The following is a 23,893-nucleotide window of genomic DNA, read 5'->3' as shown; positions in this document are numbered from 1 at the left end:
TTATTCAAAAGCTTCTTATTCAAAAATCTTTTTATTCATTCAGGCTATCTGTTCAACAGAGGATTTCAGTCGCGCTTAACCGTTCGCGGTTGCTCCGGCTTAACCCGCGGCCGGTAAACATGCGCCTGATCTTTGTGGTACAGGTAGGAATCGGCAAAATCATCACAATCCAGTACCGGTCCCACTAAAATCAGAGAGGTGCGGGTAAAGCCCTTTTCGCGGACTTTAGCCACTATATCCTTCAAAGTACCGGTTACTTTGTCCTGATCCGGCCATGAAGTACGGTAGCAAACTGCGATCGGACAATCTTCGCCGTAGTGGGGTATCAACTCTTCAACAATCTTATGAATCCGGGTCACGCCCAGATGGATTGCCAGGGTCGCACCACTGCGGGCAAGCTCAGGTAAACGCTCGCGTTCAGGAAACGGCGTCTTACCTTCGTAACGGGTCATGATGACGGTCTGAGATACGCCGGACAAGGTCAACTCTTTACCCAGATAAGCTGCAGAAGCGGCCACTGCGCTGACGCCCGGTATCACTTCATAATCGATGCCCGCATCCTCAAGGCGTCGAATCTGTTCACCAATGGCACCATACAGAGCCGGATCGCCACACTGTAACCGTGCAACATCCTTCCCCTCTTTATGCGCCTGAACGATATGAGCGGTAATCTCTTCCAGATCGGTAGAGGCTGTATCGATAATTTTTTCCGCGCTGTCCTCAACGGTTTCCAGCACCTCTCGGGGAATCAGAGATCCGGCATATAGCACCACCGGGCACTGCTGCAAAATCCGATGGCCTTTAAGGGTCATCAATTCCGGATCACCGGGGCCTGCGCCAATAAAGTAGACTGTCATCTGATTACCTTCTCTCAGAGCTTTTTGCTATAACCGCGGGGCGTATAAATCCACTCGCGGCTGCCGTTAACGATATGACGTGACTCACTGTTGCCCACGCTAACCATAGTGAACATATCAACGTCTTTGGCATCCAGCTCACCCAGAGTGATTATTCTGATACTTTCATCTTCGCGGGTCAGCTGACGTCCCAACAGAACCGGCGTACTCGCCGGACGATATTGCAACAAGATGTCGCGGGCATGATTCAACTGCCAATCCCGCTTGCGGGAAACCGGATTATAGAAAGAGATAACAAAGTCACCTGTACCGGCGCTATGGATACGCTTCTCAATTGTTTCCCAGGGCGTCAACAGGTCAGACAGGGATACGGTGCAGAAATCATGGCCCAGCAAAGCACCAACACGACTGGCACCTGCCTGCATTGCAGAAATACCTGGAACCACCTGAATCTCAACATCCAGCCATTCCGGGTGATCTTCCTTGCCTTGTAACTGCTGATCCAACAATTCAAATACCAGGGTAGCCATGGCATAGATACCAATATCACCACTGGAGATAAGTGCGGTGGTCTTTCCGCTAGCAGCAAGATTAAGCGCCAATCGGGCGCGACCGATCTCCTCTCCTAAAGGCAGATCATGGTGCTGTTTGTCATTGCAGACATCGCCTAACAGATCCAGGTACAGGCCGTAAGCCACCAGATCGGTACTGGCTTTAATCGCTGCCAGTGCTTTTGGTGCTACCAGCTGAGCATCGCCCGGCCCTGTTCCAACTACAAATAACTGAGTCATCGATTTTATTCTCTTTTTCCTGATCTCTTTAACGCGGGTAGCTGCGCGCAATGGCACAGGTCGCTTTAGATGTTTTATGTTTATTCAACAGCAATTCGGCAGTTTCACCGGTTGCCTGTTGCGCAGTGTACAGAGCAGCTGATTCCGCTACGCCGTAAACACCAACGGTTTTAAAGATATAATCTGATTTCGTACTGAGCAGATTCTCGACAGTACCCAACTGGTGTTTATCCCAGGTCTGGTATGGCTTATTTAACTTCTGCGCTAGTCTTATCAGGCCCACTTCATCAGCCTTAATATCAATACTGCTAATACTGTCTATCTGCTCCAGCGTTAATCCTGTCTGTTCGAGACAACTCAATAACAGTTTTTCAAGTTCCTCTTCCGGACAGTTGCGCTCACAACCCATTCCCACCGTATAAAGTGGTTTAAGGTAGGGCTTAGCCGTGGTAATGACCGGCTGAGCATCGAGTAACGCTGCTATATTGACAGCCCAGTCGTTGGCGCCGCCCTCATGGCCCGATAACAACGGAATAACAAACTGACCCAGTTCATCCAGTACCAGTACCGGGGGATCAAGGTACTTGTCCTGTATAACCGGCGCCAGGCTGCGCATCACGATACCGGTGGCACAGATAAAGATCAGCCGCTCACCCTGCTCAAAAAACTGCTGCACAGTCTCTTTAAAGGGTTGTGGCTTATAACTAACCTGCGCGTCTTCAAGCTGAGACTGCAAGTGCAACGCCAGCCTGTGACCCGCTTCGGTCAGAGCAACAATTCTGATGACCGGCTTGATCGGAAGGTTCATCGGCTGCTTCTCTCACTGCGCAGTACTACAAACAATGAAAAATAAGGACCCGCTTCAACTTCCAGTTCAGTAACGTCTTGCTCTATGCGTTCATTATCCCGACCGATATATTCAAGATACTGGGCATCTTGTGTACGGCCTGCCGTTGCTAATAAAGACAGAATCCTTGGTCGGGCCTGTCCGGCTTTCATAATCACCACCGAATCATGTTCATTTAGTGCCTGCAGGATCTGCTGATCACTGTGTCGGCCACTCATGACTACAAAGGACTCGGTCAACATGGTCAGCGGCTTTACTAAGGCAGAGGCGGCCGCATTAACCGACGAGATACCCGGAACAACGTGACAGGTGTACTGGTCCTGCAAGCGCTCTAACAGATAGGAAAATGAACCAAAGAACAGTGGATCCCCTTCACACAGGAACACTACGTCATAGCCTTGTTCGAGCTGTTCACTAATCTGCCGCGCACCCTCATCGTAGGCGTCGTTAGCCAGGCGGCGCTCAGTCAGCATCGGCATGGTAATCGCGATATGCTGTTGTTCCGGAACAACCGGAGCGTTGTCTTCGGCTATGGCTGCCTGAGCGATCGCATTACCCTGCGAATGCCCCTGGTCATTGACCAGATAGCTGACTACCGGCGAGTTCTGAATCAAACGCAATGCTTTTACAGTAATAAGACCCGGATCACCTGGGCCTACGCCCACACCGTAAAATGTGCCCGGTTTTGTAAATTCACTTTCGCTTTTATTAACAGCTTTGGTCGTTAGCGCATCAGTCATCGGAGCTTTCTGCATTTAGGTTTAATTTCACATAGCGTGTCAGTACCACCGGCAGCGTCGGCCGGTACATCAACTGTCCAGCTAACAGATCACCTTTACTCACGGCCACCTGCATACTTTCAAAATCACTGTCTTGCGCCGCTTGCCGTGCCTGATAAAAACTGAACACTTGCTGCCGGGTTGTTTCAGTGACCGCACTGACCACCAGCACGCCACCAACCGGCAATACGCTCCAGGCCTGGGTTAACAGTTGAGCTAACTCGCCACCGCTGCCGCCAATAAAAACTTTATTCGGTTTAGGCAGATCAGAAAGTACTTCCGGTGCCCGCCCCTCAACCACGTGCAGATTGCTGACCACACCAAAGCGCTGTTGGTTTGCAGCCAGACAGGCCAGGCGTGCGGGGTGGTATTCGATCGCATGTACACTTGTATCAGCATTCCAGTAGCTCAATTCAACCGAGACACCGCCACAGCCTGCACCAATATCCCAGATACAGTCCTGGCTTGATGGCTGGAGCAGGGATAGTATCGATAAGCGTACTTCCCGCTTGGTTATCATCCCTTTACCTTCACCACTATCTGTGACAAAGCTTTCATCAGGAATACCCGGAAACTCAGGGAATACGCCGCCCGCACCTAAAGGATCAATCAGCGTGACATGCAGCGGATCAAAGGTAAGTTCACTGCACAACGGCTGTTCAGCCAACTCCAACGCGCTAAACAGGCTGATTTTCTCCTGCTCATAGCCCAACATTTCAAGCACTGTCAGTTTTGAATCAGGAAAGCCTGCTGCAATGCACTCCTGAGCCAGCGCCTGCGGCGTGCTGTGCTTATCGGTCAGAATAATGAGCGCCTGATTGCGTTTTAACTGAGTACGCACTTTTGCTAATGGGCGGCCATGAAGGCTCAGTACTGTCAAATCCTGAAAGGCCCGGCCCAAGCGATGACAAGCAGCCTGAATACTCGAAACAGCAGGATAAAAACTCAGATCACTGGGATTAAACGTGCGGCTGAACCAGCGACCAATGCCATAGAGCAATGGATCGCCGGAGGCCAGCACGGCAATTGAGCAGTCTTTATCAGCCTGTGCTGTTAACTGCTCCTTTAACCGGCTCAACTTAGGCAATATGATCTGTTCCTGGCCTGTCGATAGTAAGTGCTGCACTGTGGCTAATTGGCGCTCGGCACCGATCACAGAGTCAGCCGCTTGCAACGCCGTCAGTGCAGCCTGATCCAGATGTGCAGTTTCGCTTACACCCAGCCCGATGATATGCAATTGCATCAGTACCACTCTCCACGATTACAACGTAACAGGGCGTTACAGGTCGCGGCGGTGGCTTCGCTTACACCCAGCCCGGTAGTATAAAATTGCATCAGCACCACTCTCCCTGATTACAGCGCAAAAAGACATTACAAGTGGCAGCGGTGACTTCGCTTACACCCAGCTCGGTAGTATAAAACTGCATCAGTACCATTCTCCACGATTACAACGTAACAGGGCGTTACAGGTCGCGGCGGTAACTGCACTTCCCCCTTCCCGTCCCAGTAACGTAATGCATTCAATACCCAGCTTTTGGTGGCAATCCCACAGGGCCTGCTTTGACTCAGCCGCACCAACAAAGCCCACCGGCATACCAATAATCAAGGCGGGTTTATCTGCACCTGCTTCGATCATCTCTAGCAACCGGAACAACGCGGTAGGCGCATTACCAATCACCACCACGCTACCAGACAGATTAGAACGCCAGAGCTCCAACGCAGCCATTGAGCGGGTCTCTCCACGCTCCTTAGCCAGAGCAGCAGCCTGCGGGTCATTCAGATAGCAAAGCGGCAGGTGATTAATCATTCGTTTAGTAATGCCCTGTTTGACCATCTCAACGTCACACAGGATGTTGCAGTTATCTCCGAGTGCCTCCATACCACTGGTACAGGCATTCTCACTAAAGCGAACCTGAGCGGCAATCTCCGGGATACCGACACTATGCACCACCCGCATCACAACCTGCTGTTGCTCACGGCTCAGTCCAGACAGATCGGTCAGTTCACGAATCTGACGGAAGCTTTCCTGCTCAATAGCTTGCGGGTTTATCTCATATTCAAATGACACTAGAGTTTTCCTGTCTCGGGCTGCCCTGACTGAAAAAAAATTCAGCCCTGATAAATTTGTCTGTTTCAGCTATCGTTTAAGTTATCTTTTAAACCGGCGACCAGCTGCTGTTTTAGCCAATCAACACATTCAGTAACGGTACTGAACTGCTGATCCGCAGCATCAAATGTCGGGCGCTGTAACATCATCACCTCTACGCCTAACTTACGCGCCGCTGTCAGCTTCGCTTCGGTGGCTGCACCTCCACTGTTCTTACTGACAACAACGTCCACCTGGTACTCGTTAAACAACGCCAGTTCGTCCGCTTCTTTAAACGGGCCCAGCGCTTTTATCCAGATAATACTGTCAGGCAGCTTTGCTCTTGGCGGTGCCGCTGTCCGTAAGATCAGTTGCTGTGGTTGACCTTCGGCACATACAACTTTGGCCTGCTCTACCAGCTGATCAATCAATGATTGGTCCAGCTGCCCTGCGGTCAGCAATACCGATTTTTTGCCAGCCAACGCAGGTATCAGTTCCTGCCAATTTTCAAACAACTGCCAACAATCACCAGCCTGTTTAGTCCATGCCGGACGATGAAAGCGCCAGCAAGGGATATTGCATTGCCGTGCCGCTGTCACCGCGGTATTACTCATCTTCTCAGCAAAGGGGTGAGTAACATCGAGAATCGCGTCAATACCGTTCTCTTTCAGGTAAACCGATAGCCCGCCGTACTGACTGAAGCCACCACTGATCACCTCACAGGGCACCTGCGGCGTACGCACTAAACCGGCGATGCTGTATATCAGTTTTAATCTATCTTTATCCGTGTCACTTATCTGTAAGAGACCCTGTTCGTCCAATTCGCGAGTAACTTTACGGGCATCCGCAGTGCCACCCAGCAACAGCAATTTCATAGCGTTTCTCCACTGGCAGAGCCGACAAAATCCCCTTGCCTGTTTATCGCCCAGATCTCTACCTCAACCTCTTCCGGCACTATACTGCGCGCTTTAATAAGCGCCTCCCGACAAACGATGCCCGCCAGATCAATCCCCTTCAACTGGCAGGCTTTAAGCACCTGCACACTGGTATTAGCAGTTTTTATCCATTCGCTTAGTTCCCGGTCAGCACCGGCTTGCTCTGCCAGCAGGGCAAGATGTTGAAAATCTATACTCGAAGACCGACTGTTCAGATCAAGATGACCGTTAGCCAGCTTGGTCAGTTTACCAAAACCTCCGCAGATACTGAGTTTGTTAACCGGCGCTTTTTTCAGATACTTCAATACAGCACCGACGAAATCCCCCATCTCAATCAGGGCCATTTCCGGTAAGCCGTAGTGCGCCTTAATTGCCGCTTCACTGCTACTACCGGTTGTTGCAGCGATATGATGAATACCATTGCTGCGCGCCACATCGATACCCTGATGAATAGAGGCGATATAAGCGGCACATGAATAAGGTCGTACTATGCCGGTGGTACCCAACACTGACAGCCCACCCAGAATTCCGAGCCGGGGATTCATCGTTTTCAAGGCGATCTGATCGCCTTTTTCAATACCGACCGATACCTCAAAGCCACCTTCATAGCCGTAGGTATAGGCCGCATTCTCAAGATGTTCAGTCATCATCTTGCGGGGTACAGGGTTAATGGCGGGCTCACCGACAGCCAACATCAGCCCTTCCCGGGTAACAGTGCCAACCCCGGCAGCCGCTTTAAAGGAAACCCCTTTATTACTCACCAACCGCAATTCAACGAAGACCCTGGCACCATGGGTAACATCCGGGTCATCGCCGGCATCTTTGATGGTCGAGGCTGATATGCCGTTCTCTATCGCATGATAACCCTCAATCACTAACTCAACTGTTTTACCCCGGGGTAAATGAACCTCAACTTTGTCTGGCTGACGCTGCTTAAGCAAAGCCTGAACCGCCGCCACACAACAGGCTGTTGCACAACAACCTGTAGTTAAACCGCTACGCAGCGGCTGGGGTGATTCAGAACTTTCTGGCCACATGCTTAGCCTGCCTTACTCTTTTCGAGAGAGCTTTCAAATAAACCCGCTTCAGCTTTTTCAAAAGTACCATTAAACACCGCAGCTATAGCCGCCGGATTAGATGGGAAAAACAGATGCAGATAACTAGCAGTTAGGCCGGCCTCACGGAAAATCGCCTCCCCCGGTGCCGCATGACGCTGACGTCGACCATAGCTGATGGGTTCGGCAGTGCCTTCGCTGCGAGAACGATGGTGCGCATGAGCCTGAATATCACCTTCTGGTAATACTGCCGTCTGCATCCCCTGGCAACCGCGTTTACCCCGCATAGCCCCGTGACCACCCATCAGGCCCAGCATCGGATACTGCTGTTCCTGCAAATCAGTCAGGGTTTCCAGGCAGTACAGGAAGCCTCCACACTCGGCCAGGGTCGGCTTACCGCTGTCATGGAATGCTCTGATAGACTCCTGCATCAACTGGTTTTTTCCCAATTGAGCCGCATACAGTTCCGGATAGCCACCCGGCAACCAGAGCGCATCCGCAGCGGGTATTTCACTGTCGTTGAGAGGCGAGAAAAACTGGTACTCTGCGCCCATATCCTGCAGCAAACGCAGATTAGCATCGTAGATAAAGCTAAATGCTATATCCCGGGCAACCGCTATGCGCTTACCTTTAAGTAGCGGCTCAACGGTAGGGACCGGCGCTGAGTGAAACTCAACCGGTGCTGGTAACTCAGTAATCTTATTACCAGCAACCCAGTCAACACCCGCATTGAAGCGCTGTTCCAACTCCTCACGCACCTCTTCCGCTTGAACCAGACCAAGATGCCGTTCTGGCAGTGCTACCGCAGGATCCCGTGGCAATGTTGCCAGTAACGGCAAACTCTCTGGTAAAGCATTACGAATCAGCTCTGCATGACGTTCGGTACCACAACTGTTAGCAATCAGACCCGCCACTTGTACATCATCGCGGAAGTTTGCCATTCCGGTAACCAGAGCTGCCGCTGTCTGTGCCATGCCTTTAACATCCATCAGGATAGCGACCGGGATATTAAAGCGAGCCGCCAGATCGGCACTTGATGGATCACCATCAAACATCCCCATAGCGCCTTCAACCAGAATCAGATCAGCAGCCTGTGCCGCTTCAAACAGCTTTTGCTGGCAATACTCTTCACCGGCCATCCACAGATCCAGTTGCTCGACATCCTGCCCGGATGCCTGCGCCAGAATTTGTGGATCAAGATAATCAGGACCGGTTTTAAATATACGGACGATCTTACCCTGCTGTTTAAAGTAGCGTGCCAGTGCTGCAGTGAAAGTAGTCTTACCATCACCGGAACCCGGCGCCGACAAGAATAGCGCCGGACAGCTGACTGTTTGTGGCTCAAAGCTCTTTGATTCCAGGCTCTGTGATTCTAAGCCCTTGGATTGATCGGTCATCAGAATTCAATCCCCTCTTGCGCTTTAACACCCAGACGGAAAGCATGGCGCTCGTCACGGATGCTACTGATAGTATCGGCAATCTCTTCCAGTCCTTCCGGCATGACCCGGCCGGTGATCATCACACTCTGCATCTTAGAGCGCTTCTGCAACGCTTCAATAACCGGTTCAAGCTCAAGGTACTTGTACTTGAACATGTAACTCATCTCATCAAAGACCAACATGCCGTAGCTGTCGTCCTGCAACAGCTCCTCGGCCAACGCCCAGGCTTGCTTAGCCGCAGCAATATCCTGCTCTTTATCCTGGGTTTCCCAGGTAAAACCATGACCCATAATGTGCCAATCGATCAGCGGATGATCGCGAAACAGTTTAAATTCGCCCGTCTCTTTGCGGCCCTTAATAAACTGAATAACGGCCACTTTCTTACCATGCCCTACCATGCGGGCCATAGTACCGAAGGCAGAACTACTCTTGCCCTTGCCGTTACCTTTTAACAGAATCAATACACCACGCTCTTCGGTGGCTTTAGCAATTTTTTGATCGACTACAGCCTTTTTATGGGCCATGCGTTCCTGATGGGTTTTCATGCTTTAACTCCCTGTGCTGTATGAGTCATAAGAGAAATATATTCAGCGTTTAGTTGCGCTGCAAATTGTTTACCACGCCCCCGCTTTACGGCAGCAACTTCAGTATCAATCCAAACGGTTTCGCCCGGTAGATCAATGCCCTGTAACTGAGCATTACTGCGACCGTCGGTCAGAATGTAGGTACGTATCAACAGTTGTGATGATTTGCGTTGTAACTGTTCAAGGTAGCTCTGGGCTTGCTGTAACGCTTCCCCCATCGGCGTGCCTCCACCAGCGGGAAGACTATCAAGCCAGCCGCGCAGTTCTTTTGGTGCCCGTATCCGGGGTAACAGGTTTTCAACTTTATTATTACCAAAACCTAAAACAGCCAACTGTTCACGCTGCAGATAAGCAGGTCGGGCGATCTCAATTACGGCAGCCTTGGCATTGGAAAACTGATCAGACGCCAGTGTCGATGCGGATGTATCCAGCAATATCAGATGTAATACTGATTGACCCTGTTGCCGTTTCTTAAAGCGCAGCTGAGCCGGCGGCCAGTTACCCATGTTAGATAGCAGCGTACCGAACCAGTCAGGTTTATGACTATCAGTGACACCTTTATGCTGTCCACCCGATACCGAACCTTTAGTTTTACCTGCCAGCTCTTCGACTTTGCCTTTAAGTAATTTAGTGGCGGGCTGCTGCTCTGGCATAGAAACTGGAAGTGGCAAAATAACACCTGCAGCGGTGCGCTGTTGCTGAGGCTCCATACTACCCCAGTCACTGGATGACCTGTGTTGTTCCTGAGGCGCCTCCTGCGGCATCTGTTGCTTGCGCTGGCTATCATCCGGTCGCTTAAAACCGTTATCCCGGTCATTACCCCGGTCATTCTGAGGAGGTTGAGGTGGCTGGGGTGATGACGGCGGTTGCGGTGTCGCATGGCGTCGATGGGCCAGTACCAACTCTTCAACCGCTTCAATATCCACTATTTCAACCTGCTGTCGTTGCTCAAGCGCAGCGTGGGCAATCGCAGCCCGATACCAGACAATATCGCCCCGCAGGCCATCAACACGGGCGGCATTACAGCGTTCGGCTATCTCTAACCGTAGGGCATCAGAACAATCGACACTGTGTAATATATTACGGGCCTGCTGTATCGCAGCGATCAGCTCAGCTTGTGAAGCCTCATACTGCTGACAAAAACTATCCGCATTACGATCGAATTGCTCCCGGCTACGAACAATTTCTACCCGCTGGGCTGCCGTATACTGATTCGTCAGTTCTACCGACAAACCGAATCGATCATGCAACTGAGGTCGCAGCTCACCCTCATCAGGGTTCATGGTACCGATCAGTAGAAACTCAGTTCGATGGCTGTGGCTGATGCCATCCCGCTCGATACGGTTAACACCACTGGCAGAGACATCCAACAACAGATCCACCAGGTTGTCAGGCAGCAGGTTTACTTCATCAACATAAAGCACGCCACCATCGGCCTTACTTAACAGCCCCGGACTGAAGGCTATTTTTTTCTCATTTAATACCTGCTGCAGATCCAGCGTGCCCAGCAGCATCTCTTCGCTGGCCCCCAGTGGCAAGGTAACAAACTCAGCATCCAACAGAGACTGGTCATCCTTTCTTTTAGCGTCAGCTTTATGAGGCGGCAGCAGGTCAGCAAGCCCCCTGGCCAGTGTTGATTTAGCACAGCCACGCGGACCACTGATCACTACACCACCGATCGCAGGGTTGACCGCCGCCAACATCAGCGCCAGTTTGAACTGATCCTGTCCGGCTACCGCACTGAAAGGAAAATACTGGTCCGTCATTTTAACCTCGTTCTCTCTGGCTGCTGATATTATCAACGGCATTAATTACCCTGCTCTGCATCATTGCTGTTAGCCTTTACTGCCCTTACACCTTATTGCCATTAAACCCTATTGCTTGGGCCAATGGGCATGATGCTCATCAATCACGAAACGATGCCGATGGCGCTGACGGGCATGATAATGCGGATGCTCGTGGGGCTCCGGCCCTTCCCAACCTTCATGCTCATGTTGATGGTGCTCATCATGTACATGGGGATGCAGATGATCTTTCGCGACATGTTCATGCCACATTTCCAGCTCATCATTAACGGGCCAGACCTGCCACGCCAACAAGGTTGCCAGCAGCGCCAGCAAAGCCATACAGGCAAACGCCCAGGATATACTCAGATGACTGCCGACCCAACCCGCCAGCAGATAACCGATAAACCACATACCGTGGGTTAGCGCAAAATTAGCCGAAAAGTAGTCGTTACGGTCCTGCTCCCGACATGAATTACGAAGCACTAGTCCGGTAGGAATCAGAACCAGCGAACTGGCAAAGCCGATCACCAGCCAGATCGGAAATAAACCCGCATAACCAGGCATCAGCAAACCACTAAAGAGCGCCAGACTAAGCCCTGAACCACCGCATAGCATTATGGTACGGGCTGAATATTTCTCCAGCAGATCCGGCACCATCAACGCTGCCAGTATGGAACCGACGCCCGCCGCTATCATCACCAGCGGTACTTGCTGCTCCCCCAGCCCTAATACAGAACGAACATATACAACGGTGTTGACGATAATCATCGCCCCGGCAGCCGATAACGCCAGGTTGAGTGCCAGAACACCACATAAGCGTGGCGTTTTGAGGTAGCTACGCATACCAAAACTAACCTGCTGCCATACGCCGGCACTACGATCCGTTGCTCTGCTAACCGGAATTTTTGCCAGCAAGAGCGCCAGACCAGCCAGAATAAAGGCCAGACCGTTCAGCTCAAACAGTACTGTATAAGGCATAACAAGTAACAGCACCGCCGCTAACGCCGGGCTCAACAAACTCTCCATCTCCATCGCCAACCGCGACAGTGACAAAGCCTGGGTATATTCTTTTTCGTCGGGCAGAATATCTGGCAGTAACGCCTGATATACCGGCGTGTAACCCGCTGCCAGCACATTTAGCAGAAAGATAACGCCGAATAACTGCCACACTTCAGCTACCAAGGGTAACAAAGCGACCAATACCGCCCGACTGATATTCAGACCGACCAACCAGTGCCGCCGGGGTAAACGATGAATATAACCACCCACAACCGGCGCTACGGTAACGTATGCCACCATTTTAATTGCCAGTGCTGCGCCCAACACCATGCCAGCCTCGAGCGGGTTCAGATCAAAGGCAAACAATGCCAACGCCACCGTCGTCAGACCCGTACCCAGCAGTGAAACCAGCTGACTCAGAAACAGCCAGCGGAAGTCAGCATTTTTCAGTGGCAGCAAAATCATCATTAAACAGTAACGGCTCTCAGTTCAGGAACGATCATGCGCCGATCTTCAAATAGCTTTGCATCTTCAAGGCGCACCCAACGATTCGCCAGATGATCCAGAAAATCATCATCATGGGAGATAATGATCATCGCCTGGGGCAGCTCTTGCAAAATATTGATTAAACGCCAACGCGCTTTGGTGTCCAGCGCATTGCTTGGTTCATCAAGCAATAGCACTTCCGGCTCCATCGCTAACACTGATGCCAGCGTTACCATGCGCTTTTCACCACCGGACAACTGATGCGTGACCCGTTCTTCAAAGCCTTCTAAACCAACCGATACCAATGCCTGGTGAGCAAGCTGCATCGCTTCATCCCGGGCTTTGCCCAGGTTGAGCGGACCAAAAGCAACATCTTCCAGCACCGTAGGACAGAACAATTGATCGTCAGGATCCTGAAACAGGAAACCGGCCCGGGCACGCACTTCAACAAACTCTTTTTCTTCCCGGCGCTGCGCACCAAAAGCATGAATTTCGCCCGCCTTAGCTTTCTTCAAACCCACTAACAAGTGCAATAAAGTGGTTTTACCGGCGCCATTAGATCCGGTCAGAGCAACACGATCCCCCGCCTCTAGCTTAAAGTCGATCTCGTTCAACACTTCACCGCGGCGAGGATAACGATAACTCAGCCCCCGGGTTTCTATTAACACTGTCATATGAAATTCAACCCGATTAATAACAAGAAAAAAGGTACGCTAAGCATCATAAACAGATAATCCTGACGCTGTAGCACCATATCGTCCATCAGATAAAACTGTCCCTTATAGCCGCGACACTTCATTGCATCCATGATTCGTTCTGAGCGTTCCAGTGAATGCACCAACAGCATTCCTATTAGATAACCAACTGAGCGCCAGGTATGCTTACTGACCGTCATAACAAAGGCCCGTGCCTGCATCGCCCGGCGCATGCGCTTATATTCCTGTCCGATCACATCCAAATAACGCACGGTAAACAGTAGCAGATGCACCAGCTTATCCGGCACCCGCAGGTGAGCCATTGCATGACCTAAGGTTGCTGCACTCATTGTCCCGATAAGCGCTAACAGGGCAAACACCACTGCATTAGCTTTCAGCGCAATCATCAAAGCATGTAGTAAGCCTTCTTTACTCGCCGGCAAGCCCGCAATTGAAAACAGCGCTTCTCCCGGCGTGGTAAACGGCAGCATCAGGATAAGAAAGATCATAAACATATCCATCGCAATGACCCGGCGTAACGTCCGCTTAAAGTTAAGCTGTGCTATAACCGCCGTTGCCACGGCCGAAACAAGACCCAACAACAGAACATAGAAATCATGGGATAACACGACCGCCAAAGCGAAGATCGATACAACAATTATCCGCACCCGTGGATCCAGGCGATCAACCATCGACTCATCATGCTTTAATCGCTGGCCTTTCCATGATGTTCCGCTATGCTCGAAATTTTGCGACATATTCAGCTCTGACTCTCTGATTTACGCTGCCGCAACCAGATTCCAATACCGCACAAACCGAAGATATAACCAATACCACCCAGGATATCCTGCAACGAGGCTTTCTCTTTATAGGCCTGCAACTCTTTACGCAGCGGCTTAACCTGCTTGGAAACTGCACGCTCAATCATCTGTTGCAGAGCAACGGAATCTACGTCGTTGAGGCTGACAGCTGAGGTATTGGCAGATGAGACAGTAGCGGCAGTCTCAGTCGGAGTGCTGCCGCCCAGGCTATCAGGCAATTCATCGGCAGGCAGTAGGGTATTCAGAACATGACCGGACCCCAGATCAATAGAGAAATGGTGGTCAATCTGACGAGTTGCTTCAAAGCTGAACAACCCCTCTTCTTCAACCTGAACTTCTCCGAGTTTATTACCCTTACCGTCGGTGATAATTACCGGCACACCGGCCTGAGCCATGATTCCATCAGAAAAGCCCACTTCGCCTTCAATCAGACTACCGATAGCGTATACACCACCGACAATATTGTGAGCAAAGGCCGGACAGGCCATAAGCGTTAATACGAGCAGTAGTGTTTTACGCATCTTCCCAGTCCTCTGAAATATTCAGGAATTCAGGTTTTACCTTACGAATCAGTAATACCGCCGCAGCAGTGACAAAACCTTCCACCACCATCACCGGAATATGCGCCACCAATGTAGCCTTTGCCGCCAATATGAATGCCTCACCGGACAGTGCCAGAGATCCGGCAACCATGATGGTGGTCAGCAGTATTGAGCCGGCCCCACCGATGGCACCCCAGATGGCAGCTCCCTTAGGTGATGAAGTCGCAATACCATGGCGACAGAGGTAATAAACCAGCAAACCCGGTAATGCGATGTTAACAACATTGACTCCCAGTACTAAGAAGCCACCAAAGCCAAAGAAAACCGCCTGTAACAACAGAGCAACCAGCAAAGCGGGGAATGCAGCCCAGCCTAATGCCAGGCCGATCAAACCGTTAAGTATCAGATGAACACTGGAAAAACCTAATGGCAAGTGGATATAGGATGCGATAAAGAATGCCGCAGACAGCACGCCTACCTGAGGCAAGTGATCGTAATCCATCTTTTTTAAGCCGATCGCTACCCCGATAAGCCCCAGAACAGCGCCCGTTGCCAGCACCGGAACAGATAATGCACCATCAACAATATGCATATAACTCTCCGCCTACTTTATCGGGTGGGCTTGAACCCAGATAACCGCATCCTGCGACAGATTTTTACCTTTATATTCTTTTTCTGGGCCAACCTCGAGTGCCGCAAACCCCCATTGCCCCGCCTTAGGCAGGCCAAAGGTAAAGGTACCGTTGGCATCAGCTATTATCGTCATAGTAATAAAAGCATCAGCCGGTGGTGTTATCTTTGGATCTTTAGCGAAGCTGTTATTATCCAGATCTGGCTCATAGTTGAGATACTCAACTTCAATTTCCGCGAAGGGTACCGGCTTACCTTCACTCTTTACCACCGCGACAAAAGTGCCACCTTCATAAATCGCATAAGGCTTGCTCAGCGGTACAATCTCGGTTTTCAGGCCCAACTCTTCATTCCAGTCAGTCGGCAGGCTACCCACGTTAACAATAGTCTTAGTAATCTGCTGAATGTACTTATCTTCGGACTCTTCGTAATAAGGCGCAGGCTCCATGACGAATACGTGATCACCCAGACCGCGCAGCTTTACATCAGCTTCATACGCGGGGCCGGTATTCTCTGCACTGGTCCAACTGATCGGCTTAATGGCATCCGTCAGGTCCGTCTTTTTACCCTTACGGATTTTGTAAAAGCTCTGAGGCGTCTCTGCAGTCATCACATGACCACTGGCAGCAGGATGGGTAAAAGGCATTTTTAGAGTGATCTGACCACCCCGTTCGCGCAACAGATCTGGTGTATACAGCATCTGAAAGTGAGCCTGGGCGGTTGAAGATAGAATGGCACCGGCAGCAACCAGTGGCAGAGTGAACGATTTAAACACGTGATAAAGCTCCGTCTGAAACATGAATACAGGCGGAATTGGGAGGATAAGCACAATTTAAAATTGCCGCTCGGTGAAGCCCTCCGCAACACCATTGAACTACATTTACCAGGCTGGTACCGGACTCATAGATTAGAAAAACTGACCTATTTACCGTTGCGGGGGCAGTGTTGGGGTTATCCTGAGGATGCACCAACTTCCCAGACAACTATCGGTTAGATTAAATCATTCGGATAAATTTAATCTGCCTTAGTCGCCTTGCATAACCGTGATTATGCGGCCTGACAATCGAGCCAAGATACTCCTCCAAAACAACCACTGTCAACAACTCTTATTCATGTTAACTCAAATAAAATTCAAGCTATCCCAACCCTTTACCTGCGCTATCTCAAACCAAACACTAGGTCCAAGGAAACCGCGACGCGGTCTTATCAGAATGCGACCAAATACCCGAGTCTTTAACAAATATTGATTACGATCATAGTTCCCTCTGAATCAATTGATTAGGCTCTGCCGTTCGATTGATATCAATCTACATGCTTACAGGTGCCTTTGCCGCTCTAACTTAATGAAATAAGTAGAACCGGCACGGGAGAATCGGGAAATCGGTGTAAATCCGATACGTGCCCAACGCTGTAATGGTGATTATGCAGGCTTGTACCACTGGCTAGCGCCGGGAAGGTGTCTGCATAGGATAATCTCAATGATTATCTACACCTGAGTCAGAAGACCGGCCTGTGAGACCAAAACACGTTTGGACAGACGTTTTTAGTTTCCATATCTAAGGGGAATACCTATGGAACAGATGCAAAGCACAATTAAACATACAGCCAAAGCGACTCACTCCGGTCAGCAGACTGACATCTGGTTCGATGACTCAGAACGAAACGGTTTATATAAAACCATCTTCAACCGTCGCGATGTGCGCGGCCAGTTTAAGCCAGGCCCGGTGCCTGACGAAGTGCTTAGCCGGGTACTTTACGCCGCACACCATGCACCCTCGGTCGGCTTTATGCAGCCCTGGAATTTTTTAGTCGTCGCTGATCAACAAAAGAAACAACAGGTTCACGACCTGTTTACTACCGCTCACAATGAAGCTGCAGAGATGTTCCCCGAAGAGAAACGCGATACCTATCGCTCACTTAAACTCGAAGGGATTCTGGAGTCTCCACTCAATATCTGTATAACCTGCGATCGTGACAGCGCAGGCCCTACGGTTATCGGCCGCACTCATATCAAAACAATGGATCAATATAGTAGTGTCTGCGCGGTACAAAATTTATGGCTGGCAGCCCGGGCCGAAGGCCTGGGCGTCGGTTGGGTCAGTATCCTCGACCAGCGCAAGCTTCAGGATCTACTCAATATTCCCCGTAAAATAATTCCGATCGCCTACCTTTGCATCGGTTACGTTGATCACTTCTATGATAAACCAGAACTGGAAACAGCAGGCTGGCTGCCCCGCCAGCCACTCGAGCAACTGGTACATTTTGATAGCTGGCAGAATACCCGTTCTGCAGAAGAGGATTCCCTGATCGAGCAGATAAACAGAGACAGGGACTTTCCTGAGCAGTTCTGAACGAACCTGTTCTGACATAAGCCACACTGAAACCACAATCTTTGAATAAGAAATATTCAAACTTCACATAACATCCGCCGGCCCCTAACTCTCAGAGATAGGCGCCGGTGCGCTGCCAACCCTCCCGAAATGACAGTTGCAACAATCTCTGACGCATTCAGAACATACCGCGACGCCTGAGCGATATTATCTATATCATCCGGGGCTAAACTTTTCGGTTCCCAGTATTCCAATCTGAATTCCGGCATCTGACATCTGACCCGAGAGTAAATCCCATGTCCAATCTGTTTACCCACCTGCTGAATGAACGCCCTTTCCTATTAGCAGACGGCGCATTAGGCACAAACCTGTTTACTATGGGGCTTCAAACCGGAGATGCGCCTGAACTATGGAATATTGATCATCCGGACCGTATCGCAGATCTGGCACAACAATTTATCGATGCCGGTTCTGACATCCTGCTAACCAACAGCTTTGGCGGCACCCGCTTTCGCCTGAAGTTACACAAGGCAGAACACCGGGTGCACGAACTTAACAGGGCCGCTGCGCAGATCCTGAGACAAAAAGCCGATATCTGCGACCGGGACATTATCGTTGCCGGTTCAATGGGTCCGACCGGAGAGATCTTCGCACCGACCGGCACCCTAACCTACGATGAAGCCTACTCCGCATTCAAGGAACAGGCTGAAGCCTTAAAAGACGGTGGTGTAGACGTGCTCTGGATAGAAACGATCTCCGCCAGCGAAGAAGCTAAAGTTGCTTATGAAGCCGCGGTTAGTACCGGTTTGCCCGTGGTTTATACCATGAGCATTGATACTAACGGTCGTACCATGATGGGCGTCACACCCGATGAACTGGTTCAGTTAAGTGCTAAGTTAGGCACTCAGTTCGATCAGCCTCCTGGCGCCTGTGGTACTAATTGCGGTGTTGGCGCTGCTGAAGTAGTCGCAGCTATCATGAATATGAAAACCTCAGCCGAACAACACCAGCTTGATCCGGTATTGGTTGCCAAAGCCAACTGCGGTATCCCGGAATATGTTGATGGTAAGATCGTCTACAGCGGTACCCCCGAACTTATGGCCAGCTATGCCCGCATGGTGGCCGACGCCGGCGCTCGTATTATCGGCGGTTGCTGCGGCACTACTCCAATCCATATAGCCGCGATGCGCGAAGCACTAGACGGTTATCAGGCCGGAGATAAGCCAGAGTTGGAAACACTTGAACAGGTACTAGGCGCAATCAGCACTGGCGCTAAAGCCCAGCTAAACGGCGATCTGAGTGTCGCTGGCGGTTCTGCCAGTGGCGGCCAGACTCGCCGCTCTCGACGGGCACCCAGAAAAGCACAGCACTAAGCAAGGTTACCTGAACAGCCATCAATCACCTGAAAATCAGTACTGCGCAGCTTTGAACAAGCTGCGCCAATAAATCAGCACTATTTAGCCGTTATAGACGCCATACTTTCAATGTAGCGGCGGTTAGCCTGCCACAAGGTTTTAAATAACCAGGCAAAGCTTGCCAGTAATAACGCCGCTGCCACAAACAGCAACGGGTACTGCAGATCACCGCCAAAAAATGACAGGTAAAGCGTTGCCAGTGCACTTATGTGCAGATAGTACTGCCACTTTGAATCCGACTGAGGCAGCAACTGCCGCATATTAGGTAACTTCATAAACGCGCCAGGCTCATGAATGCAGGCTCGCTGCAGATGCAGAAACATCAGGAAAGGAACTATCTTTTGCAGCATTCCTAACATCACCGAAACAACGAACCCCAATCCAAAACCAAAACCTAGCAACAGATAGAATTGAGCAGACTCCGGCATAATGCTTAACCCTAATTGATGCAGTAAATAAACCAAGCACAACAATACAAGGTTGGTAAAAGAGAGCTGCCAAAAACGTATCGTATAGTCCACCAACTTACGTTTGCGCTGATATATCAGGTAGAGAGCATAACCCCCATAAAAGCAGATGATCAGCGGAAGCATCAGTAGTGCAGCCTTTGAAATAGCCCCACTGGCGAGCAATGCAATTACGAGAGTGATGAATAATAGAGCAGAGCTCCCCCGACAAAACCACCAAGGAAACGCTGGCGCAACATGAAACATAGGGATGACCTGAAAGCTCACCCCCATAATTAGTAACATCCCCCAGCCAGCTAACCCTAACAACGCATGACTATCTGTACGTTCAAAAGAGTAACCTATCCAATTCAGATCCATATAGGTAGAAAGCTGCAACACCCCAAACAGTACTGTAACCAGCAGACAAAGCGCCGCTAAACGTAAACTAAATACCGAATCACCACCACTTTTCACCCGCACCAGGGCGACCCCTAACGCACCCAAAAACAGCATAAAAACGCCAGCCAGTAACGCCAGTGCGATATAGAACAAACTGTTTTGATTAAACAAAAAACCAAGGGCCAGAAACAGGGTACCTGATGCCAATCCCCCCCTGATCCAGGGAGATAATGTCGCAGCCGCCGGTACCGGCTGACTACTAAGAACCGGCAGGACCTGGATCATTGCGCCAACCATAATCATGGCGCCAAAACCCAGCGTTAGCAGATGCACTGTGGCCAACATTGAAGGATGCCAACGGGAAGAGATAAGCTCAGGGCTTATCAGCATCAATAACGCCGCCAGCATGCCAAACCAGGGCGCAGATAGAAAAAAGCCCATTGGAATTCTGAACTCAGGCACATTATCCAGTGATAGCCCTGCAGTATTCATGGCAAAATATCCTGACTCGCCTGCTGATGACAGAATTCAGCCAGCAACCGATCGTCTTCCGGCCAGATATAGATAACCAAATTTGAAACACCCAGCTCTACGCAATGATATGCATAGCCCATTTCCTGTAAGAAACTAAACAGGGGAACAGGCCGCTTACGGTGGCATACCTTGAGCGCAGTATCCGGGTTCAACTGTTGCAGCTCATGCAGAATCGCCGTCATCGGCTCGGGCGGCTCAAGATCGCTAACATCCAGTGCAAGCAAATTCGGCATCAGTACTAAGCCCTACAGATCATTCAGGCTGCTGATCACTGCAGCGGAATCCGTTAAATATTGTTGCGTCATCGGGTAGAGCATCTGCTCTTCTTTCATATTGTGCTGCTGCATCAGGATCATCAGGGTTTCTGACAAACCTAAGTAATCATCCACCGATTGCGCCTGCAGAGCCTTGGTCATCGATTTGACCATCTCTCGCATCTGCTGATGCTCCATCCGCATCACCGCCGTCGGCCCATTGTATATGCCACTCTCTTGCTCAAACTTAGGAAAAAGGTTCTCCTCTTCATTGGTAAGATGGGTCTCAAGATCCCGGCTAAATTTATCCCACTGCTGCCCTGCTTCGCCCCAGTTCTGAGCTGAAACCGCGGCTTCAGCATCGGCAAAACTATCATCACAGCAACGATGCTGATCGGTCATATACTCTACAATTGATGTCATTATCTAACTCCATAAAATCTACAATCATTAAAAACCAACTGATTTTTAGAGCCTTGATTTATGTTAGTTTTAACAATGCTTAATAAGATAATTATTTTCATACTGTGAACTGCTGAGTCTGCAGACTGCGAATTAAGACCTTAGATAGAAAGCACAGCATAAAAACACACGAGTAAAGCAGTTAGATTAGCCGCTTGAGCAGCCATAAAAAAACCGGCCTGAAGGCCGGTTTTTTTTGGTTCGTAGTGGCTATCGTTATTGCGAAGCCATCATCGCGCGCGCGGTATGAAGTTTTTTATAACTCTCGATTAAGCGCAGATGCTTTTCTATCCCTTCAAGTTTAGTACTGGTCGGGGTTAAACCGTGGAATCTCAGGTCTCCGATGACAGAGCCAATTACATCTGTCATTACCTGTTCACCAAACATCCGCTGTAGATTATGGATGTAATCTTCCAGCTCCAGCTCTTCATCCAACACGATTTCCAATACCGCATTGACTGCCCGATAAAACAGGCCACGCTCGACCGTATTATCATTGTACTGCAGGAAGCTTTCCACCAGCTCCTGAGCATCTTCATGACGTTGTAACGCCAGATAGATCAGGATCTTAAGTTCAAGAACCGTCAGCTGCCCCCAGACCGTATTTTCATCAAACTCGATACCGATCAATGTGCGAATTTCGGTGTAGTTATCTTCCTCGCTCTCCTCCAGACGCTCAACCAGATCGCTTAGTTGCTCAGCATCCAGCTTATGGAGATTAAGGATATCTTCACGGAAGAATATCGCCTTATTGGTGTTATCCCAAACCAGGTCTTCCACTGGATAGATCTCAGAATAGTCCGGCACCAGAATCCTGCAGGCAGAAGCACCAAGCAGCTCAAAGGTCGATACATAGACCTCTTTATTCAGCGCCTCCAGGATGGCCATCAGGCCGGCGCATTCCTCTTCATTACTACCAGAGAAGTCCCATTCACAAAATTCAAAATCATGTTTTGCACTGAAGAAACGCCAGGAGATAACACCGGTGGAATCAATAAAGTGTTCAACAAAGTTATTAGGCTCTGTTACTGCATGACTATTGAATGTCGGTGGCGGTACATCATTCAAACCTTCAAAACTACGTCCCTGCAGCAGCTCAGTCAGACTACGCTCCAGCGCTACTTCAAAACTAGGATGTGCGCCAAAGGATGCAAACACGCCCCCGGTTCTTGGGTTCATCAGGGTAACGCACATAACCGGAAACTGACCGCCCAGGGAAGCGTCTTTAATAACGACAGGAAAGCCCTGCTCTTCAAGCCCCTGAATACCCGCCAGAATCCCCGGATACTTTTCTAATACAGCCATAGGCACATCAGGCAGTACCAATTCCTGCTCGATGATCTGACGCTTCACTGCCCGCTCAAAAATTTCTGACAGACACTGAACTTTGGCTTCATATAAGTTATTACCCGCACTCATACCGTTGCTAAGGAATAAATTCTCCATCAGGTTAGACGGGAAATAGACGATTTCATTATCGGACTGACGGATATAGGGCAAGGCACAAATACCGCGCTCGTGGTTCCCGGAATTTGTATCTATCAGGTTGGAGCCCTGTAACTCACCTTCAGGATTGTAGATATCAAGACAGTAATCATCTAACAAGCCTTCAGGAATAGCGTCATCCTCAGAAAGCGGGAACCATTTTTCGGTTGGATAGTGTACAAACTCTGCATTAGCGAGCTCTTCACCAAAGAACTGATCATTATAAAAGAAGTTACAGCTCAGGCGCTCGATAAATTCACCCAATGCTGAGCACAAAGCACTCTCTTTAGTCGCGCCTTTACCATTGGTAAAACACAATTCTGATGCGGAATCACGAATATTCAGCGACCAGACATTAGGAACGATATTACGCCAGGATGTAATTTCAATTTTCATACCCAGCTGTTCAAGGATACCGGTCATATTACCGATGGTTTTTTCCAACGGCAGGTCCTTACCCAGAATCATGGTATTAGTACCATCATCCTGTACACCCATCGCCATAATAGTGGCGTCTTCGTCCAGGTTTTCAACCGTTTCGATCTTAAACTCAGGCCCTTGTTGCACTACCTTTTTAACGGTGCAACGATCGATTGATCTGAGAATACCCTCACGATCACGATCAGAGATGCTCTCCGGCAACTCTACCTGGATCTGAAAGATCTGGTTGTAGCGATTCTCAGGGTCAACAATATTATTCTGCGAAAGTCGGATATCCTCGGTTGGAATATCACGGGCCTTACAATAGACCTTCACAAAGTAGGCAGCACACAGCGCCGACGAAGCCAGGAAGTAATCAAACGGACTAGGGGCAGAACCATCACCTTTGTAGCGGATAGGCTGATCTGCGGTGACGGTGAAATCATCAAACTTTGCTTCAAGCCTGAGGTTTTCTAAAAAATTTACTTTGATTTCCATTTGAGTCTTGGTTCCGGAATCGTTTGATACAAAATAGGGATGAGTGCAGACTAAACAGGGTTGCTGGTCGCATCATTTGGCAGGCATTTTAGCATTAATAATGGAATTAAAACGAAGACAATCTGGAAGCCCCGTATAACGAGGTTGAACATAATCAGTGACTCCTTCCCCCAAGCTCATCATGACCTCAGATTACAGGCTTCACTTTCGGCAAACAGACAGCATAATCCTGCAGCTTTTTTGAAACCTTGCCATCTGCTTGCCTTCACCATGAAGGATCACCAATAGCATTCCAGTCATCACAGATGACTCCC

At 49.9% G+C, this 23,893-nt stretch carries 23 protein-coding genes and 2 riboswitches; of the genes, 2 read left to right on the top strand and 21 right to left on the bottom strand.

Features of this window, described 5'->3' with window-relative positions; translation table 11 throughout:
• Positions 1–65 precede the first annotated feature (65 nt).
• The 17 genes from cobM to EHS89_RS06435 form a co-directional block, all read right to left on the bottom strand.
• Entirely contained in the window at positions 66–857 is a 792-nt protein-coding gene (cobM, locus tag EHS89_RS06515) for a precorrin-4 C(11)-methyltransferase (RefSeq protein WP_124925313.1), read from the bottom strand.
• A gap of 14 nt (positions 858–871) precedes the next feature.
• Positions 872–1,648, bottom strand: a complete 777-nt coding sequence (gene cobJ, locus EHS89_RS06510; RefSeq protein WP_124925312.1) for a precorrin-3B C(17)-methyltransferase — start codon at positions 1,646–1,648, stop codon at positions 872–874.
• A gap of 28 nt (positions 1,649–1,676) precedes the next feature.
• Positions 1,677–2,456, bottom strand: coding sequence for a cobalamin biosynthesis protein (locus EHS89_RS06505; RefSeq protein WP_124925311.1), 780 nt, complete (start codon positions 2,454–2,456; stop codon positions 1,677–1,679).
• On the bottom strand, positions 2,453–3,235 hold the full coding sequence (gene cobI / locus EHS89_RS06500) for a precorrin-2 C(20)-methyltransferase (protein ID WP_124925310.1): 783 nt from the start codon (positions 3,233–3,235) through the stop codon (positions 2,453–2,455). Before cobI ends, EHS89_RS06505 begins: the two co-directional genes overlap by 4 nt.
• Positions 3,228–4,517, bottom strand: coding sequence for a precorrin-6y C5,15-methyltransferase (decarboxylating) subunit CbiE (gene cbiE / locus EHS89_RS06495; protein ID WP_124925309.1), 1,290 nt, complete (start codon positions 4,515–4,517; stop codon positions 3,228–3,230). Before cbiE ends, cobI begins: the two co-directional genes overlap by 8 nt.
• A gap of 183 nt (positions 4,518–4,700) precedes the next feature.
• On the bottom strand, positions 4,701–5,342 hold the full coding sequence (locus tag EHS89_RS06490) for a precorrin-8X methylmutase (protein WP_124925308.1): 642 nt from the start codon (positions 5,340–5,342) through the stop codon (positions 4,701–4,703).
• A gap of 65 nt (positions 5,343–5,407) precedes the next feature.
• Entirely contained in the window at positions 5,408–6,235 is an 828-nt protein-coding gene (locus tag EHS89_RS06485) for a precorrin-6A/cobalt-precorrin-6A reductase (protein ID WP_124925307.1), read from the bottom strand.
• On the bottom strand, positions 6,232–7,332 hold the full coding sequence (locus tag EHS89_RS06480; protein WP_124925306.1) for a cobalt-precorrin-5B (C(1))-methyltransferase: 1,101 nt from the start codon (positions 7,330–7,332) through the stop codon (positions 6,232–6,234). Before EHS89_RS06480 ends, EHS89_RS06485 begins: the two co-directional genes overlap by 4 nt.
• Before the next feature lie 2 nt (positions 7,333–7,334).
• Positions 7,335–8,747 (bottom strand): cobyrinic acid a,c-diamide synthase CobB, encoded by a 1,413-nt coding sequence (locus EHS89_RS06475; protein ID WP_124925305.1) that lies wholly within the window; start codon positions 8,745–8,747, stop codon positions 7,335–7,337.
• Positions 8,747–9,334, bottom strand: a complete 588-nt coding sequence (cobO, locus tag EHS89_RS06470; RefSeq protein WP_124925304.1) for a cob(I)yrinic acid a,c-diamide adenosyltransferase — start codon at positions 9,332–9,334, stop codon at positions 8,747–8,749. Before cobO ends, EHS89_RS06475 begins: the two co-directional genes overlap by 1 nt.
• The gene (locus EHS89_RS06465; protein ID WP_229753627.1) at positions 9,331–11,181 is read right to left on the bottom strand and encodes an ATP-binding protein; all 1,851 of its coding nucleotides are present in this window, start codon (positions 11,179–11,181) and stop codon (positions 9,331–9,333) included. The genes cobO and EHS89_RS06465 overlap by 4 nt, the downstream gene beginning before the upstream one ends.
• 66 nt (positions 11,182–11,247) lie before the next feature.
• Entirely contained in the window at positions 11,248–12,627 is a 1,380-nt protein-coding gene (locus EHS89_RS06460) for an MFS transporter (RefSeq protein WP_124925303.1), read from the bottom strand.
• A complete protein-coding gene (locus tag EHS89_RS06455) occupies positions 12,627–13,319 on the bottom strand; it encodes an energy-coupling factor ABC transporter ATP-binding protein (RefSeq protein ID WP_124925302.1) in 693 nt (230 codons plus the stop codon). The genes EHS89_RS06460 and EHS89_RS06455 overlap by 1 nt, the downstream gene beginning before the upstream one ends.
• Positions 13,316–14,098 carry a cobalt ECF transporter T component CbiQ gene (cbiQ, locus tag EHS89_RS06450; RefSeq protein WP_124925301.1) on the bottom strand — a complete coding sequence of 261 codons (783 nt, stop codon included), beginning with the start codon at positions 14,096–14,098 and terminating at the stop codon, positions 13,316–13,318. The genes EHS89_RS06455 and cbiQ overlap by 4 nt, the downstream gene beginning before the upstream one ends.
• Before the next feature lie 2 nt (positions 14,099–14,100).
• Positions 14,101–14,682 carry a cobalt ABC transporter permease gene (locus EHS89_RS06445; protein ID WP_124925300.1) on the bottom strand — a complete coding sequence of 194 codons (582 nt, stop codon included), beginning with the start codon at positions 14,680–14,682 and terminating at the stop codon, positions 14,101–14,103.
• Positions 14,675–15,295, bottom strand: a complete 621-nt coding sequence (gene cbiM / locus EHS89_RS06440) for a cobalt transporter CbiM (protein ID WP_124925299.1) — start codon at positions 15,293–15,295, stop codon at positions 14,675–14,677. Before cbiM ends, EHS89_RS06445 begins: the two co-directional genes overlap by 8 nt.
• 12 nt (positions 15,296–15,307) lie before the next feature.
• Complete coding sequence (locus EHS89_RS06435) at positions 15,308–16,108, bottom strand: DUF4198 domain-containing protein (protein ID WP_229753628.1); 801 nt, start codon at positions 16,106–16,108, stop codon at positions 15,308–15,310.
• Between the two features lie 94 nt (positions 16,109–16,202).
• Positions 16,203–16,339, bottom strand: a riboswitch (cobalamin riboswitch).
• Between the two features lie 296 nt (positions 16,340–16,635).
• Positions 16,636–16,861, top strand: a riboswitch (cobalamin riboswitch).
• Positions 16,862–16,904: 43 nt separating this feature from the next.
• On the opposite strand from EHS89_RS06435, the gene bluB reads away from it, so the two are divergent.
• Both bluB and bmt read left to right on the top strand, forming a co-directional pair.
• Positions 16,905–17,684 (top strand): 5,6-dimethylbenzimidazole synthase, encoded by a 780-nt coding sequence (gene bluB, locus EHS89_RS06430; RefSeq protein WP_308430934.1) that lies wholly within the window; start codon positions 16,905–16,907, stop codon positions 17,682–17,684.
• Between the two features lie 275 nt (positions 17,685–17,959).
• A complete protein-coding gene (gene bmt / locus EHS89_RS06425) occupies positions 17,960–19,036 on the top strand; it encodes a betaine--homocysteine S-methyltransferase (protein WP_124925297.1) in 1,077 nt (358 codons plus the stop codon).
• Positions 19,037–19,116: 80 nt separating this feature from the next.
• On the opposite strand, the gene EHS89_RS06420 is transcribed toward bmt, so the two are convergent.
• The 4 genes from EHS89_RS06420 to EHS89_RS06405 form a co-directional block, all read right to left on the bottom strand.
• Positions 19,117–20,418: a hypothetical protein gene (locus EHS89_RS06420; protein ID WP_124925296.1), complete on the bottom strand. Its 1,302-nt coding sequence runs from the start codon at positions 20,416–20,418 to the stop codon at positions 19,117–19,119.
• Entirely contained in the window at positions 20,415–20,693 is a 279-nt protein-coding gene (locus EHS89_RS06415; RefSeq protein WP_124925295.1) for a DUF2249 domain-containing protein, read from the bottom strand. The genes EHS89_RS06420 and EHS89_RS06415 overlap by 4 nt, the downstream gene beginning before the upstream one ends.
• Before the next feature lie 12 nt (positions 20,694–20,705).
• Positions 20,706–21,137, bottom strand: coding sequence for a hemerythrin domain-containing protein (locus EHS89_RS06410; protein ID WP_124925294.1), 432 nt, complete (start codon positions 21,135–21,137; stop codon positions 20,706–20,708).
• A 255-nt stretch (positions 21,138–21,392) separates the two neighbouring features.
• Entirely contained in the window at positions 21,393–23,579 is a 2,187-nt protein-coding gene (locus EHS89_RS06405; protein ID WP_124925293.1) for an OsmC domain/YcaO domain-containing protein, read from the bottom strand.
• Positions 23,580–23,893 lie beyond the last annotated feature (314 nt).

The organism is Amphritea balenae (assembly GCF_003858655.1).
Classification (GTDB): Bacteria; Pseudomonadota; Gammaproteobacteria; order Pseudomonadales; family Balneatricaceae; genus Amphritea; species Amphritea balenae.
This window is presented reverse-complemented; position numbering and strand designations above follow the sequence as displayed.

Excerpts from the sequence above, each read along its gene's own strand:
- EHS89_RS06410 (WP_124925294.1), bottom strand. The coding sequence starts at position 21,137 with ATGACATCAATTGTAGAGTATATGACCGATCAGCATCGTTGCTGTGAT.
- EHS89_RS06485 (WP_124925307.1), bottom strand. The coding sequence starts at position 6,235 with ATGAAATTGCTGTTGCTGGGTGGCACTGCGGATGCCCGTAAAGTTACT.
- EHS89_RS06480 (WP_124925306.1), bottom strand. The coding sequence starts at position 7,332 with ATGTGGCCAGAAAGTTCTGAATCACCCCAGCCGCTGCGTAGCGGTTTA.
- bmt (WP_124925297.1), top strand. The coding sequence starts at position 17,960 with ATGTCCAATCTGTTTACCCACCTGCTGAATGAACGCCCTTTCCTATTA.
- EHS89_RS06475 (WP_124925305.1), bottom strand. The coding sequence starts at position 8,747 with ATGACCGATCAATCCAAGGGCTTAGAATCACAGAGCCTGGAATCAAAG.
- EHS89_RS06465 (WP_229753627.1), bottom strand. The coding sequence starts at position 11,181 with ATGCCGTTGATAATATCAGCAGCCAGAGAGAACGAGGTTAAAATGACG.
- EHS89_RS06445 (WP_124925300.1), bottom strand. The coding sequence starts at position 14,682 with ATGCGTAAAACACTACTGCTCGTATTAACGCTTATGGCCTGTCCGGCC.
- EHS89_RS06455 (WP_124925302.1), bottom strand. The coding sequence starts at position 13,319 with ATGACAGTGTTAATAGAAACCCGGGGGCTGAGTTATCGTTATCCTCGC.
- cobI (WP_124925310.1), bottom strand. The coding sequence starts at position 3,235 with ATGACTGATGCGCTAACGACCAAAGCTGTTAATAAAAGCGAAAGTGAA.
- cbiM (WP_124925299.1), bottom strand. The coding sequence starts at position 15,295 with ATGCATATTGTTGATGGTGCATTATCTGTTCCGGTGCTGGCAACGGGC.
- EHS89_RS06505 (WP_124925311.1), bottom strand. The coding sequence starts at position 2,456 with ATGAACCTTCCGATCAAGCCGGTCATCAGAATTGTTGCTCTGACCGAA.
- EHS89_RS06420 (WP_124925296.1), bottom strand. The coding sequence starts at position 20,418 with ATGAATACTGCAGGGCTATCACTGGATAATGTGCCTGAGTTCAGAATT.
- EHS89_RS06415 (WP_124925295.1), bottom strand. The coding sequence starts at position 20,693 with ATGCCGAATTTGCTTGCACTGGATGTTAGCGATCTTGAGCCGCCCGAG.
- cbiE (WP_124925309.1), bottom strand. The coding sequence starts at position 4,517 with ATGCAATTGCATATCATCGGGCTGGGTGTAAGCGAAACTGCACATCTG.
- EHS89_RS06405 (WP_124925293.1), bottom strand. The coding sequence starts at position 23,579 with ATGGAAATCAAAGTAAATTTTTTAGAAAACCTCAGGCTTGAAGCAAAG.
- bluB (WP_308430934.1), top strand. The coding sequence starts at position 16,905 with ATGGAACAGATGCAAAGCACAATTAAACATACAGCCAAAGCGACTCAC.
- cobO (WP_124925304.1), bottom strand. The coding sequence starts at position 9,334 with ATGAAAACCCATCAGGAACGCATGGCCCATAAAAAGGCTGTAGTCGAT.
- EHS89_RS06460 (WP_124925303.1), bottom strand. The coding sequence starts at position 12,627 with ATGATGATTTTGCTGCCACTGAAAAATGCTGACTTCCGCTGGCTGTTT.
- cobM (WP_124925313.1), bottom strand. The coding sequence starts at position 857 with ATGACAGTCTACTTTATTGGCGCAGGCCCCGGTGATCCGGAATTGATG.
- cobJ (WP_124925312.1), bottom strand. The coding sequence starts at position 1,648 with ATGACTCAGTTATTTGTAGTTGGAACAGGGCCGGGCGATGCTCAGCTG.
- cbiQ (WP_124925301.1), bottom strand. The coding sequence starts at position 14,098 with ATGTCGCAAAATTTCGAGCATAGCGGAACATCATGGAAAGGCCAGCGA.